Origin of the sequence: Nocardia niigatensis NBRC 100131 (assembly GCF_000308655.1) — a bacterium.
Classification (GTDB): Bacteria; Actinomycetota; Actinomycetes; order Mycobacteriales; family Mycobacteriaceae; genus Nocardia; species Nocardia niigatensis.
In genome coordinates, this window is the sequence record NZ_BAGC01000041.1 from 306,393 (window position 1) to 322,412 (window position 16,020).

The following is a 16,020-nucleotide window of genomic DNA, read 5'->3' on the forward strand; positions in this document are numbered from 1 at the left end:
TTCCGAATGACCTTCAGCACCCTGTCCGCATCTACCCCTGATTCGTCCGCGGCCTTCGCCCTCTCCGCGGCCCAGCGCGGCATCTGGTTCGCCCAGCAGCTGGCCGGCGATACACCCGTCTCGATCGCCCAGTACGTCGAGCTCACCGGCCCTGTCGACGTGGAGCTGCTGGCCGGGGCGGCTCGCCGCGCCGGACGCGAGTTCGGCACCGGCTACCTGCGCCTCATGGAAATCGACGAGCTGCCCTGGCAGGTCGTGGACACCACGCTCGACGATCGCATGGAGACCGTCGACCTGAGCGGCGCGCCCGATCCGGAGGCCGCCGCGCAGGCGTGGATGCGCGCCGAGTACACCGCTCCCCTGGATCTGACGCGGGATCGCCTGTGCCTGGTCGCCATGCTGCGGCTGGGCCCGGACCGCTGGTACTGGTATTCGCGCTTCCATCACATCTTGATCGACGGCGTCGGCGCGCTCACCATGCTGCAGCGCACCTCGGAGATCTACAACGAGGCCGCCGCCGGGCGCGAGATCCCGCCCGGCAAGGCCGAACCCTTGCAGCGCATCGTGGAAGCCGATGCGGCATACCGGAATTCGGACAAGCTGCAGGCCGACCGGGAGTACTGGCGCACCCATCTGGCGGGGCTGCCGGAACCGGCGGTGCTGGGCCGGCGCACCGGCGCGGTCGACGCCCACCCCCGCCTGCTCAGTGGCGATTTGCCGGAATCCACTGCGGCCCTGCTGGATTCGCTCACCACCGCCCTGTCGACCAGTCCGGCCCCCGTCGTGGTCGCCGCGTTCGCCGCCTATGTGAGCGCCATGACCGGGGCGGGCGAGATCGTGCTGAGCCTGCCGGTGTCCGGCCGCACCACCGCCATCCTGCGCCGCTCCGGCGGCATGGTCGCCAATGTGGTGCCGCTGCGCCTGCACCCCTCCCCCACCGCCACCGTCGGGGATCTCATCCGCGCCACCCAGGGCGAGCTCACTGCCGCCCTGCGCCGCCAGCGGTACCGGCAGGAGGACATCATCCGTGACCTCGGCTGGGCCATGGACGAGGTGGCGGGCTTCGGCCCGACGGTCAATCTCATGCTCGCCGACACCCGCATCCGCCTGGGCGGGGTGACCGGGCAGCTGCACGTGCTGACCTCGGGCATGATCGACGACCTGTTCGTGAACGTCTATCCGGGCGGCGGCGGGGAGAGCACCCGCATCGACTTCCAGGCCAACCCGAACCGCTACGACGAGCCCGAGCTGGCCCTGCTGCACGCGCGGTTCCTCGACTTCCTGCACCGCTTCCTGGCCGGGGGCGTCGACCAGCCCCTCGCGGCGGTGACCGCGCTCTCCGAGGAGGAGCGCACCGCGCTGGCGCCCGCGCTGGGACGTGACGGCTCCCGGCCGCACACACTGCCCGAGATCCTCGACGCCGGAGCCGGCCGGGATCCGGCGGCCATCGCCCTGCGCGTCGACGGCACCGCCTTCACCTACCGCGAGCTCACCGGCTACGCGCATCGACTGGCCCGCCTGCTGATCGCGGCGGGCGCCGGACCCGAACGCGCCGTGGCGATCTCGATTCCCCGCTCGGCGGAGTCGGTGCTGGCCATGTGGGCGGTGGCGCAGACCGGCGCGGCTTTCGTCCCCGTCGATCCCGGCTATCCGATCGACCGCATCGAGCACATGCTCAGCGACAGCGGCGTGGTCGCGGGCGTGACGGTGGCGAGCGCCCGGGCGGCGCTGCCGGATCGGATCGAATGGCTGGTGCTGGACGACCCGGACACCGAGAAGCTCATCGCCGCAGGCGATTCCGGCCCGATCACCGATGCCGGCCGCCGCGCGCCCGTGCACCTGGACCAGGTCGCCTACCTCATCTACACCTCCGGGTCGACCGGCCTGCCCAAGGGCGTCGCGGTCACCCACCGGGGCCTGACGAATCTGGTCACCGGTTCGGGTGCGGCATTCGGCGTCGGCTCGGATGCCGTGGTGGCGCATGCCGTCTCGCCGAGCTTCGACATCTCGGTGGAGGAATTGCTGGTCGCCTTCGCGGTCGGCGCGAGCGTGGCCGTGGTGCCGCCGGCCGCCTACGCGGGGGACGAGCTGGCGCGGGTGCTGCGGCGCCTGGAGGTGACCCACCTGAATGTGACTCCGGCCGTGGCGAATTCACTGGAACCGGACTCCCTGCCGCGGCTGCGCACCGTGGTGGTGGGCGGCGACTCCTGCCCGCCCGAGTTGCCGGTCCGCTGGGCCGGGCGTCGCGTCATCAACGGCTACGGCCCGACCGAGGCGACCGTCACCTCCACCCTGAGCGCCCCGCTCGAACCAGGTGATCCCATCACCATCGGCGGTCCGTCCCGCGGCACGGCGGCGATCGTGCTGGATCCGTGGCTGCGCCCGGTGCCGCCCGGCGTGGTCGGCGAACTGTATTTGAGCGGACCGGGTTTGGCGCGCGGCTACCACCAGCGCATCGGCCTGAGCGCCGCGCGTTTCGTGGCCAGCCCGTTCGCATCGGGCGCGCGCATGTACCGCACCGGCGACCTGGTGCGCTGGCGGCGGCGGGCCGGACGCTGGGAGCTGGAGTACCTGGGCCGCGGCGACACCCAGGTGAAGGTGCGCGGTTTCCGCATCGAGCTCGGCGAGGTGGACGCCGCGGTGGCGCGGCATCCGGGTGTCGAGATGGCGGTCACGGTGGGTGCGACCACGCCGGGCGGGGCGACGGCGCTGGTGTCGTACGTGCTGGCGGCCGATTCGGTGGTCGCGCCCGAGGACGTGAGAACGACCGTCGCCCAGCAGCTTCCGGCGCACATGGTGCCGTCGGTGGTGATGGTGCTGCACACACTGCCGCTCACCCCGGCGGGCAAGGTGGACCGCCGCGCCTTGCCGCGCCCCGACTTCGGCTCCGGGCCCCGCGCGGGCCGAGCCCCCGCCACCGAGCGCGAACGCACGCTCGCCACGGTCTTCGCATCGGTACTGGGCGTGGAATCGGTGGCGGCGGACGACAATTTCTTCGCCCTGGGCGGCGACAGCATCGTGGCCATCCAGCTGGTGGCGCGGGCCAAGGCGGCCGGGCTCGGGCTGCGCGCCCGAGATGTGTTCGAGCACAAGACCGTCGCAGCGCTGGCCGCCGTCGCCACCGAGGTCACCGCACCGGTGATCGAGGAGCTGCCCGGCGGCCCGGTCGGCCCGATCCCGCTCACCCCGATCGTGCACGCCATGCTCGAGCAGGGCGACAACTGGCCCCGATTCGCCCAGGCCGTCCTGATCCCGCTGCCCCGCACTGAAGACATGATCGCCTCCGGCGAAGCCGACCGGACCCGGCTCACCGCCGCCGTGCAGGCCCTGGTCGACCGGCACGACCTGCTGCGCAGCACCCTCATCCGCCGGCCCGCGCACGACACCCAGCCGTGGGAATGGCGGGTCGGCGAGCCGGGCGCGGTCGAGGCCGGCGCCCTCATCGAGACCGTGACCGCCGGCCCGGACAGCGACGGCGAGGACGAATTGCAGCGCGCCGCCGATCTGCTCGATCCCGCGGCCGGCGTCGTGGCCCGCTTCGTGTTCATCGACCGCGAGGACGCGCTGCCCCTGCTCTGGGTGGTGCTGCACCACCTGGTCACCGACGGCGTCTCCTGGCGGATCCTGCTGCCGGACCTGGCCACCGCGTGGGCGGGCGGCCCGCTCGCACCGGTCGGCACCTCCTTCCGGCGCTGGGCCCATGGCCAGCTGGAACAGACCCCGGCCCGCGCGGGCGAGATCCCGCAGTGGCGCAGGATTCTCACCACGCCGGACCCGCGGCTGGGCACCCGGGCCCTGGATCCCGAGCTCGACACCGTGGCCACCATGGGTCAGCTGCGCACCGTCGTGGACCCCGACACCGCCACGGCCGCACTGGAACTCATCCCGGCGCGGTTCCACTGCGGCCTCGACGACGCCCTGCTGACCGCGCTGGCCCTGGCCTCCAGCCGCTGGCGACAGACCCACCAGACGCTGCTCACGGTGGAGGGCCACGGGCGTGAGGAAGCGGTACTGCCGGGCGCCGACATCACGCGCACCATCGGCTGGTTCACCAGCGTGTTCCCGGTCGCGCTCGACCTCGGCGACCTGGATCTCGACGACGCCTTCCGGGGCGGACCCGCGGCGGGCGCGGCGCTGAAGGCGGTGAAGGAGCAACTGCGGGCCATCCCCGACAAGGGTGTGGGCTTCGGCATGCTGCGCTACCTCGACGCCGCCACCGCGGCCGAGTTCGACGGGACGCCGACACCGCAGATCAGCTTCAACTATCTCGGCCGCACCGGGGCCGGTGTGGAGCACCCGGGCGGCGCCGAAAGCCCTTGGGTGCCGGTCCGATTCGCCGCCACCCAGGACGACCGCGCACCGCTGGCGGCCGTCGTCGACATCAATGCCTTCCACACCGCCGCCGGCCTGGAGGTGACGTGGGCCTATGCGTCGCGATTGCTCACGCCCGGGCAGGTGCGCGAATTCGCGCGGCTGTGGGGGCGCGCGGTCACCGCGCTGGTGATCCATGCCCGCCATGCCGGGTCCGGCGGGCACACGCCTTCGGACTTCCCGCTGGTCACGGTGGATCAGGCGCAGATCGACGGCTGGGAACGCGACTACCCGGACCTGACCGAGATCTGGCCGCTGTCGCCCTTGCAGTACGGCCTGCTCTTCCATGCCCGCTATGACACCGACACCGCCGACGGCTACACAGTCCAGACCCAGCTGTCGCTGGCCGGGCAGGTCGACGCCGCCCGGCTGCGCACCGCCGCGTCCGCCCTGCTGGAACGGCACGAGGTGCTGCGGGTCGCCTACGTCGAGACCACCGACGGCCCCCGGCAGCTGGTGCTCGGACGCGCCGAAATCCCTTGGCAGGAAGTCGATCTCACCACGATCGCGGAGCCCGCCGAACGGCAGCGGGAACTGGCCCGCCTGATCGCGGTGGACGCGGGCACCCGCTTCGACCTCGCCCGGCCGCCGCTGCTGCGCTTCAGCCTCATTCGCACCGAGCCCGAGGCGTACACGCTGCTGATGACCAATCACCATCTGGCCCTGGACGGTTGGTCCACACCGCTGGTGGTGCGCGAACTGCTGGCCGGCTACCTCGCCGCGGTGACCGGGCACGAGATTCCGCAGACCCCTGCCCACTCGTACCGCGAGTTCCTCGCCTGGCTCGACCGGCAGGATGCCGCCGCCTCGCTGGCCGCCTGGACCGAGGCGCTGGCCGGCGTCGACGCGCCGACCCGCGCGGTGCCCAGCCTCGCGGGCCTCACCTCGACCGAATCCGGCATGGTCTCGGTCGAATTCACCACCGCGCAGCTGGAGCGCCTCACCGGCACCGTGCGCACCGCCGGCGCCACCGTGAACACGGCGGTGCAGGCCGCGTGGGCGCTGCTGCTGGCCATGCTCACCGGCCGCACCGATGTGGTGTTCGGCGGCACCGTCTCCGGGCGGCCGCCGCAGCTGGCCGGGGTCGAGGAGATGGTGGGGCTGTTCATCAACACTCTGCCGGTGCGGGTGCGGCTGGATCCCGGTGAGCGCGTGGGCGAGCTGCTGGCGCGGGTGCAGGCCGAGCAGGCGCGGCTGCTGGACCACCAGCATGTCGGGCTGGCCGCCATCCACCAGGCGGTCGGGCTGCCCGAGCTGTTCGACACCCTCACCGTCTTCGAATCCTATCCGATCGACCGCGAAACCCTTTCGCGCGCACTCGATATCGCGGGCATGCGGATCCTCGACGTGTCCGGCACCGACGCCACCCCGTACCCGTTGAACCTCATGGTGATTCCGCAGCGCGCCGCCGACGGCAGCGAAAGCCTGCAGATCACAGTCAAATTCATGGCAGGCGAACTGCCGGAGGCGTCCGCGCGCCGGCTGCTCGACCGGTTCGTGCTGCTGCTCGACCAGATCGCCGGCCACCCCGAGCGCCGCACCGCGCAACTGCAGCACTGCGATCCGATCGAACGCACCCGGCTGCTGCCCGTCCGCGGCGGCACGCCCACGCCCCTGCGCACCCTGCCCGATATCCTGGCCGCGGGCGCGCGCGCCAATCCCGACGGTATCGCCGTCAGCTCGGGCGCACTCACCATGACCTACCGCGACCTCGACACCTGGTCCAACCGTCTCGCGCGAGTCCTGTTGCGGCGCGGGGTCGGCCGCGAGAGCTTCGTGGTGGTGGCACTGACCCGGTCGGTGGAATCGGTGATGGCGGTCTGGGCGCTGGCCAAGACCGGGGCGGCCTTCCTGCCCCTGGACCCCAGCTATCCGGTCGAGCGCATCGAGCACATCCTCACCGACTCCCGCGCGCCCATCGGGGTGACGGTGTGCGAGGTCGGCGAGACCCTGCCCGGCACCATCGACTGGCTGTTGCTCGACGACCTCAACACCATCCGCCGCGTCATGACCGTCTCCGACGCGCACATCACCGACGACGAACGCGGCGGGCCCATCAACCTGGCCCAGACCGCGTACCTCATCTACACCTCCGGTTCCACCGGCAAGCCCAAGGCCGTGCTGCTGAGCCATCGCGGACTCGCCAATCTGGTGGCCTCGCAACAGAGTCTGCTGGACCTCGACGAGACCTCCAGCACCCTGCAGGTCGCCTCCCCCAGCTTCGACGCCTCGGTGCACGAACTGCTCATGGCGCACGGCGCGGGCGGACGACTGGTCATCTCGCCGCCGGATGTGTACGGCGGCAGCGCGCTCGAGGAACTGCTGCGCACCGAGGGGGTGACGCACGCGGTCATCACGCCGTCGGTCCTGGCCACCATGAACCCGGCCGGACTCGACGACCTCGGCTGCCTGTCGGTGGCAGGTGAGGCCGCCGGGCCCGAACTGGTGGCCGCCTGGGCGGCCGGGCGGCGCATGGTGAACCTGTACGGCCCCACCGAATTCAGCGTGTGGGCGACCGGGCCGGGCGAACTGCGGCCCGGGGAGCCCATCACCATCGGCTCGCCCATTCGCGGCGCGGCCGCCCTGGTACTCGACGGGTGGCTGCGGCCGGTACCCATCGGGGTGACCGGGGAGCTGTATCTGGCCGGGCCCGCGCTGGCCCGCGGCTACTTCAACCGGTTCGGGCTCACCGCGGCCCGTTTCGTCGCCAACCCGTACACCGCGGCCGGCGCGCGCATGTACCGGACCGGTGACATGGTGCGCTGGGTGGAGGTCAAGACCTCAGACGGGACACAGCTGGAGCTGGAGTACCAGGGCCGCAGCGACTTCCAGGTCAAGATCCGCGGCCTGCGCATCGAACTCGGCGAGATCGACGCCGTCCTGTCCGCCGACGAACAGGTCGACTACGCCGCGACCATCGGCTGCCCGGGACCGGGCGGCCAGACGGTGCTGGTCTCCTACGTCGTCGCCGCGGCCGGACACGCCCTCGACACCGAACTGCTGCGCACCCGCATCGCCGCCGCACTGCCCGGCTACATGGTGCCCAGCTACCTCATCGAACTCGACGACGTCCCGCTCACCCCGGTCGGCAAACTCGACCGGAACGCCCTGCCCGCACCGGATTTCGCCACCCTCGGCCAGCGCTACCTGGCCCCGCGCACCCCCGTCGAGACCGCCGTCGCCCAGGTCTTCGCCGACGTCCTCGACACCGAACGCGTCAGCATCGACCGCTCCTTCTTCGACCTCGGCGGCAACTCCCTCACCGCCACCCGGGTGGTGGCCCGGGTGAACGCCGCCCTCGGCGCCACCATCGCCCTGCGCGACCTCTTCGACGCCCCCACCGTCGCGCAACTCTCCTCGCGCATCGTGCCCGGCACCGAGATTCCCGGCCTGCCGACCCTGGTCCCGCGCATCCGCCCGGACCGGATTCCGTTGTCCCCCGCGCAACAACGCATGTGGGTCCTCAACCGACTGGACCCGACCTCCGCCGCCTACAACATCACCGCGGCCCTGCGCCTCCGCTCCGCCTCTCCGCGCTTCGGCGAGCTGGATGCAGACGCGCTGCGCCAGGCGGTCGCCGATGTGGTCGGACGGCACGAATCCCTGCGCACCCTCTATCCCGCCGACGCCGACGGCCCCCGCCAGGTGGTGCTCAACGCCGAGGCGGCCGCACCGCAGATCAGCTTCTCCGACACCGACGACGGCCCGGCCCTGCGCGCCGCCATCGCCGAAACCACCGGGGCGGGTTTCGATCTCACCCGCGAGGCCCCGCTGCGGGTCCACGTGCTCCGGCTGACCGGCACCTCGCCGGCCGAGCACGTCGTAGTGCTCGTAGTGCACCACATCAGCGCGGACGGCGCCTCCATGGCGCCGCTCGCCACCGACCTGGTGACGGCCTACCTCGCGCGCAGCGCCGGCGCCGAGGCCGAGCGGCCGCCGCTGCCTGTGCAGTACGCGGACTACTCGATCTGGCAGCGCGAGCTGCTCGGCGACGAGAAGGACGCGGAATCGCGTGCCGCGCAGCAGATCCGGTACTGGCAGGAGCGGCTGGCGGCGACGCCGGACGTGCTGGAGCTGCCGACCGATCGGCCGCGGCCCGCGGTGCAGAGCCTGCACAGCGCGGACCTGGAGTTCCAGCTCGACGCCGGATTGCACAGCGCGCTCACCGAATTGGCGGCGGCGACCGACACCAGCCTGTTCATGGTGCTGCACGCCGCGCTCGCCGTGCTGCTGTCGCGACTGTCGGGCACAAACGACATTCTGATCGGGACCGCCGTGGCCGGGCGCGGTGAGGCGGCGCTCGACGACCTGGTGGGCATGTTCGTCAATACCCTCGCCCTGCGCACACCCGTCGATCCGGCCAAGGGGTTCAAGGAGTTCCTCACCCAGGTGCGCGCGACGGACCTGGATGCCTTCGCGCACGCCGAGGTGCCGTTCGAGCGGGTGGTGCAGATCCTGGACCCGCCGCGGTCGACCGCGCAGCACCCGCTGTTCCAGGTGTCGCTGTCCCTGCAGAACTTCCAGCCACCGACGGTCGAATTCCCCGGCCTGCGGGTGGCGGTCGAACCCATCGAACGGGACGCCTCACAGTTCGACCTGACCTTCGACCTGCGGGCGCCGTTGCCCGGCGCCGAGACGGCCGGGCTCGAGGGCACGCTCACCTTCGCCACCGACCTGTTCGACGAGTCGACCGCCGCGCGACTGGTGGCCCGGTGGCAGCGGATCCTCACCGCCGTCACCGCCGATCCCGGGATCCGGCTGTCGGATATCGACCTGCTCGACGCGGCCGAACGCGCCGCGCTCGTGCCGCTGCGCGGACCGGGCCACGACCGGATCACCACGCTCGCCCAGGTTTTCCGGGCCGCCGCCACCGCCCACCGCCTGTGCCCGGCCGTCATCGCCGACGGGCGCGCCGTGTCCTACCGTGAACTCGACACCGCATCCCAGCGGCTGGCCATGCAGCTCTCGGCCGCTGGGGCCGGATCGGAAACCATTGTGGCGCTGGCACTCTCGCGGGGCGCCGAGCTGATCACCGCCATCTGGGCCTGCGCCAAGGCCGGCGCGGCGTTCCTGCCCATCGATCCGCGGCACCCGCTGGACCGCATCGACCACATGCTGACCGACTCGGGCGCGGTGCTCGGGCTCACCACCAGCGCGCACCGGGCACTGCTGCCCGACACCGTCGGGTGGCTGGTGCTCGACGATCCCGCCGCCTCCAGCGTGCAGATCAGGCTGGGGCAGGGCCGGATTCGCGCCATGACCACCTACCCGGATCAGCCCGCGTGGCTCATCTACACCTCCGGATCGACCGGTACGCCCAAGGGCGTGTCCGTCTCGCATCGCGGTATCGCCGACCTCGTGCGCGCCCAGCGGGAGCTGCTCGGGCTGGGTGAGCACTGCCGGGTACTGCAGGTCGCCTCACCGAGTTTCGACGCTTCCGCCTTCGAAGCGCTCATGGCGTTCGGATCCGGCGGCACCGCCGTGGTCGCCCCGCCCGACGTCTTCGGCGGCGAGGCGCTGTCGAATCTCATCGCGGCGCAGGGCGTCACGCACCTGGTCATCACGCCGTCGGCGCTGGCCACCCTCGACCCGGAGCAGGTGTCCAGCGTGCGCGTGCTGGCCGTGGCGGGTGAGGCCATCGGCCCGGATCTGGTGGCCCGGTGGGCGACCGGGCGGACGCTGATCAATCTCTACGGGCCGACCGAATTCACCATCTGGGCAACGGCTTCCGAACCTCTGGTCGCCGGGCAGCCGGTCACCATCGGCACCCCGATCCGCGGTGCGGCCACCCTCGTCCTCGACGACCGCCTGCGCCCGGTGCCCATGGGCGTCGCCGGGGAGCTGTACCTGGCCGGACCGGCCCTGGCGCGCGGCTACCACGCGCGGCCGGGTCTCACCGCGTCCCGCTTCGTCGCCGACCCCCACGGGCGGCCCGGCGAACGGCTCTACCGCACCGGCGATCTGGTGCGCTGGACCGGGTACCTCGACGAACCGCGCCTGGAATACCTGGGCCGCACCGATTTCCAGGTCAAGGTGCGCGGCCAGCGCATCGAACTCGGTGAGATCGACGCCGCGCTGTCCGCGGCCGACGGCGTCGAATTCGCCGTCACCCTGGGCGTTCCCGGGCCCGGCGGGGCGACCGCGCTCGCGGCCTATCTGCTGCCGGAACCGAGCCGCGAGGTCGACCTCGCCGCCGTGCGCGCGCACGCCGCCGACCAGCTGCCCGGCTACATGGTGCCGACCGCGTTCGTGGTGCTCGACGCCATCCCGCTCAACGCCGTCGGCAAACTCGACCGCAAGGCGCTGCCCGCGCCGGTGTTCGAGGTCGAGACCGAATACCGCGCACCCAGCACCGAGCTGGAAACCGTGCTCGCCGAACTCGTCGCCGAACTGCTCGGCCGCGACCGGGTCGGCGTGCACGACTCGTTCTTCGCCCTCGGCGGCGACAGCATCCTCGCCATCCAACTGGTCTCCCGCGCCAAGCTGCGCGGCATCGAACTCACGCCACTGCAGATCTTCGAGCACCGCACCGTCGCCGCGCTGGCCGCCCTGGCCGCGGCCGCCGGCGAGACCGTCGTCCTCGAGGAACTGCCCGGCGGCGGGGTCGGCGAGCTGCCGCTCACCCCGATCGTGCGCTGGATGCTCGAACGCGGCGGCGACCACCGCAGATTCGCGCAGACCGCGGTGCTGGAACTGCCGCAGGGCATCGAACGGGCACAACTCGTCGCCACCGTCACCGCCGTCGTGAACCACCACGACGCGCTGCGCGCCCAGCTCGCACAGGAAGACGGCGAGTGGCGGATGAGCATCCGCGAACCCGGCGCGGTCGACGTCGACGCGCTCCTGCACCGCATCGAATTCGACACCGGCGACGCCGTCGACCTGCGCGAGTACGCCGTCACCGAACTTGATTCCGCACTCGGCCGCCTCGACCCCGCCACCGGGACCGTGCTGCAGCTCGTGTGGCTGGACCCCGCACCGGGCAGCCCGGCCGACCGCCGCGGCCGCCTCATCCTGGTGGCCCACCACCTCGTCATCGACGGCGTGTCCTGGCGCATCCTCATCCCCGACCTCATCGCGGCCTGGGCGCAGATCAGCGGCGACGCCACACCGATCCTGCCGGAGACCGGCACCTCCCTGCGCCGCTGGGCGCACGCGCTCGAGGAGGCCGCGCACAGCGAAACCCGCACGGCCGAGCTCGAGTACTGGCGCGAGATCGCCGCCACCCCGGACCCGATGATCGGGCCCCGCGAACTCGACCCGGCCGTCGACCGCGTCACGGCCGTCCGCACCGTCGACGTCGAACTCGAGGCGGATGTCACCACCGCCCTGCTCACCACCCTGCCCGCGCTCTTCGACGGCACCGTCGAGGACACCCTGCTGGCCGCGCTCACCCTGGCCGTCATGCGCTGGCGGATGGAACCCGGCGAGGCCGTGCTGATCCGGCTCGAAGGGCACGGGCGACAGCAGGAGATCGTGCCCGGCGCCGACCTCTCCCGCACCCTCGGCTGGTTCACCACCGTCTACCCGGTGCGACTCGCCCTGTCCGACATCCCGATTCGCGACGCCCTCGCCGGCGGCCCGGCCATGGGCACCGCCATCCGGGCGATCAAACACCAGCTGATGGCCGTGCCCGACAAGGGCATCGGCTACGGCATGCTGCGCTACCTCAACCCCGACACCGCCGCGGACCTGCCCGCCCGGGTCCCCGGGCGGATCGGCTTCAATTACCTCGGCCGCTACGCCACCGCCGACATTCCGGCCGGGCTCGAAGATCTCGGCTGGCTGCCCACCGACGAATTCGGCGACCTGCACGCCACCGAACACGCCGACGTGCCCGTCACCGCCGAGATCGAGATCAATGCCGTCGTGGCCGGGGACCGCCTGCAGGCGAGCTTCACCTTCCCCGAAACCCTGCTGCCCCGCCACGAGATCACCATGCTGGCCCACCTGTGGACCGACACGCTCGCCGCGGCCGCCTATTTCGCCACCTCACCGGCCGCCGCACCCGCCGCCGAAGCCGAACGCCGATACCTGCGCGAACAGCAGGCCGCCGCCGAACTCGCCGCTGCCCGCGCGGATTCCCCGCCCGGCCTCGGACTGGACGTGGTGCTGCCGATCCGCCCCGGCGGCGACGAGCCCGCGCTGTTCTGCATCCATCCGTCCTCCGGCATCGCCTGGACCTACCTCGGCCTCGCCGACACCCTCGCGCCCGGCCGGCCCATCTACGGCCTGCAGGCCCCCGATCTGTCCGGCGAACCGCACGCCCGCAGCATCGCCGACTTCGCCGCGCGCTACATGGCCGAAATTCGCCGACTGCAACCGCGCGGCCCCTATCATCTGCTCGGGTGGTCCTTCGGCGGCCTGATCGCGCACGCCGTCGCCGCCCAGCTCGAGGAAACCGGAGACGAGGTCGCCACCTTGGCCCTGCTCGACGCGGACAGCACCGATATCGACGGTGACAGCATCGACACGCTCACCGCCGGGTCCTTCGTCGCGGCCTTCGGTTCGGTCTTCGGCATCACCGACGTCCCCGCCGACACCAGCGCCGAGCAGGCCGCCGCCCTCATCCGCGACCGCATGGGCGGCGTCGAACTGGTCGACGCGCGGACGCTCGAACGCATGGCCGCCTCCTACAACGCCTCCGCCCGCACCCGCACCGGCTACCAGCGGCCCGTATTCCACGGCGACGCACTGTATTTCAGCGCCACTGTGCACACCTCCGAGATCTTCGGACCCGACGGCTGGCGGCCCTGGATCACCGGCGTCATCACCAACCACGACATCGACGTCAGCCATGACGAACTCACCGCACCGCACGCGCTCGCGGCCATCGCGCGCATTCTCGACGCACATCTGGGAGGGACGCCGTGAACACCGACAATGGCAAACCCGATACAACAACCGTGGAAACCAGGACGGTCGCACCCCCGAGCAACGCGGACACCGGCCTCGACGGTGTCGTCGTCGAGAACGTCGAGAAATCCTTCGGCGCCGTCCAGGCGCTGCGCGGCGTCACCTTCAAGGCCGCGCCCGGGGAGGTCCTCGGCATCCTCGGACCCAACGGCGCGGGCAAGACCACCATGGTCAATGTCCTGTCCACCCTCATCGCCCCCGACTCCGGGCGCGCGCTGGTCGCCGGGCACGATGTCGTCGCCGACGCCGCCGATGTCCGCCGCTCCATCATGCTGACCGGGCAGTTCGCCGCCCTCGACGACGCCCTGTCCGGGTACGAGAACCTCGTCATGTTCGGCCGCCTGATGGGCCTGCGCAAACGCGCTGCCCGCGCCCGCGCCGACGAACTCGTCCAGGAATTCGATCTGGTCGAGGCGGCCGGACGCCGTGTCGGCACCTACTCGGGCGGCATGCGGCGGCGCATCGACATCGCCTGCGGACTCGTGGTCCGGCCCGAGGTGGTGTTCCTCGACGAACCCACCACCGGCCTCGATCCGCGCAGCCGCCAGGGCGTCTGGGACCTGGTCGGCGGCTTCCGCAAACACGGCATCACCACCCTGCTCACCACGCAGTACCTCGAAGAAGCCGACGCGCTCTGCGACCGCATCATCGTCATCGACCACGGCCTCGTCATCGCCCACGGCACCGCCGACGAACTCAAGGCGCGCACCGGTGGCAGCTACTGCGAGATCGTGCCGCTGCGCATCGAGGACCTGCCCGCCATCGCGGGCGCCCTCGGCGACCTGCTGCCCGCCGCCAATCGCGAAGCCCTGACCGAGGATTCGGACCGGATCGCCATCCCCGCGCCCGAGGGCGCCAAGACCCTCGCCGAAGCGCTGCGCCGGCTCGACACCGCCGGAATGGAACTCGTTGACATCGCGCTGCGGCGGCCCTCCCTCGACGACGTCTTCCTCGAACTCACCGGGCACATCGCCAAAGCCGAAGAGGAAGAGGAAGATTCGCCCTCCGTCCGATTCCGGACGACGGAGGGACGCCACCGCGCCGAGGACCGGAGCCGGGCATGACCGCCGTCGACGCCGCACCCACCGGGTGGCTCACCAACGTCCGCGCCACCCCCGCCACCCTCGCCCAATGGTGGGTGCTCACCGTGCGGCTCATCGTGCCCTCGGTCAAGACCGGCGAGATCATCACCGCCGTCCTCGCACCCGTCACCTTCACCGCCAGCTTCTACATCCCGCTCAACCGCGTGATGTCCTTTGCCGGACTGGGATTCAGCAGCTACGCGCAATTCATGGCCCCCATCGTCATCCTGCAGGCGTGCGCCTTCACCGCCGTCTCCGCCGCCTTCCGCGCCGCCACCGACGCCGTCTCCGGACTCGATCGGCGCTTCGACGCCATGCCCATGCACCCGCTCGTCCCCGCTGCGGCGCGCATGTCCTCCAACGTCTTCCGGCTGCTCATCGGGCTCGTCTCGGCCGTGATCAGCACCCACGTGATCGGGTTCCGCTTCGTCGGCGGCACCGCGGACACCCTCGGGTTCCTGGCCCTCGGGCTGGTCATCGGCATCTCCTTCTGCCTCGGCGCGGACGCCATCGGCACCGCCACCCGCAGCCCCGAAGCCACCAGCCAGATGCTGGTACTGCCACCCCTCATCCTCGGCATGCTCTCCACCGGCCTCGCCCCCGCTCACCAATTCCCGCGCTGGGTCCAGCCTTTCGTGCGCAACCAGCCCATCTCCCAATACGCGGAGGGGCTGCGCGCCCTCGGCGGCGACACCCTCGGCAAGGCCAGTCCGGTGACCTGGTCGCTCATGATGCCGACGGTGCTGTGGCTCGTGGGCAGCACCTCGGTGTCCTGCTACTTCCTCGCCCGGCAGAACCTGAAGAGGTCATGACATGGCCACCCTCGAACACCCCGACACCGCCGACACTCTCGTCTTCGGTGAAGCTTCGGCCCCGGCTCTGCTGCGGCACACCTGGATTCAGACCCAGCGGCTGCTGCTGCGCTGGGTCCGCGACCCCATCACGCTGCTCGAGACCCTGGTCGTGCCGTGCCTGCTGCTGCTCATGCTCAATATCGTGGTCGGCTCGCAGATCGAGAAGTTCTCCGGGCACAGCGCGCTGTACGGATCCACGCCCATGGTGACCCTCGTGGGCGCGCTGTCGGGAACCGTGGCCAGCGGCGTCATGCTCGGGCGGGAACGCGAGGCCGGCATCCTGTCCCGCTTCTGGGTGCTGCCGGTGCACCGGGCCTCCGGGCTCGCCGCCCGCATCATCGCCGAGGGCTGCCGCATCTTCGCGGGGACCGTCGTCATCATCCTGTTCGGTATGGCGCTCGGCTTCCGTTTCCGCCAGGGACCGCTGCAGACGTTCGCCTACCTGTGGATTCCCGTGCTGTTCGGGCTGGCGTTCGCGACCATGGTCACCGCCATCGCCGTGTTCACCGCCAAGTCCACGCTCGTCGAGGCCGTCGCGCTGCTGTCCTCGCTGCTCATGTTCTTCAGCACCGGATTCGTGCCCCTCGGGGCCTACCCGAGGTGGATTCAACCGGTGGTGCGGAATCAACCCATGTCGGTGGCCGTCGACACCATGCGCGCGCTGTCGGAGGGCGGACCGGTGGCGCGCCCGCTCGTCCAGACCCTGGCCTGGACCCTCAGCCTGATCATCGTGTTCGCGATCCCCGCAGCCTACGGCTACCGCCGGGCCAGCCGACGCTGAGATCAATACCCCTTAT

The 16,020-nt window shown here is 71.5% G+C and carries 4 protein-coding genes; all 4 read left to right on the forward strand.

Translation table 11 applies throughout. The features are described from left to right. Positions 1–6: 6 nt before the first annotated feature. From ON33_RS16525 to ON33_RS16540, 4 genes are read left to right on the forward strand one after another with little or no spacing between them, the layout of a single operon-like run. Complete coding sequence (locus tag ON33_RS16525; RefSeq protein WP_040859780.1) at positions 7–13,245, forward strand: non-ribosomal peptide synthetase; 13,239 nt, start codon at positions 7–9, stop codon at positions 13,243–13,245. A 32-nt stretch (positions 13,246–13,277) separates the two neighbouring features. Then, on the forward strand, positions 13,278–14,351 hold the full coding sequence (locus ON33_RS16530; protein WP_051152372.1) for a daunorubicin/doxorubicin resistance ABC transporter ATP-binding protein DrrA: 1,074 nt from the start codon (positions 13,278–13,280) through the stop codon (positions 14,349–14,351). Further along, positions 14,348–15,181: an ABC-2 transporter permease gene (locus tag ON33_RS16535; protein WP_051152323.1), complete on the forward strand. Its 834-nt coding sequence runs from the start codon at positions 14,348–14,350 to the stop codon at positions 15,179–15,181. Before ON33_RS16530 ends, ON33_RS16535 begins: the two co-directional genes overlap by 4 nt. A gap of 1 nt (position 15,182) precedes the next feature. Next, positions 15,183–16,004 carry an ABC transporter permease gene (locus ON33_RS16540; protein ID WP_040859781.1) on the forward strand — a complete coding sequence of 274 codons (822 nt, stop codon included), beginning with the start codon at positions 15,183–15,185 and terminating at the stop codon, positions 16,002–16,004. Positions 16,005–16,020 lie beyond the last annotated feature (16 nt).

What these genes read in the sequence shown, in the direction of transcription:
- ON33_RS16525 (WP_040859780.1), top strand. Translation starts at nt 7, where the DNA reads ATGACCTTCAGCACCCTGTCCGCATCTACCCCTGATTCGTCCGCGGCC.
- ON33_RS16535 (WP_051152323.1), top strand. Translation starts at nt 14,348, where the DNA reads ATGACCGCCGTCGACGCCGCACCCACCGGGTGGCTCACCAACGTCCGC.
- ON33_RS16540 (WP_040859781.1), top strand. Translation starts at nt 15,183, where the DNA reads ATGGCCACCCTCGAACACCCCGACACCGCCGACACTCTCGTCTTCGGT.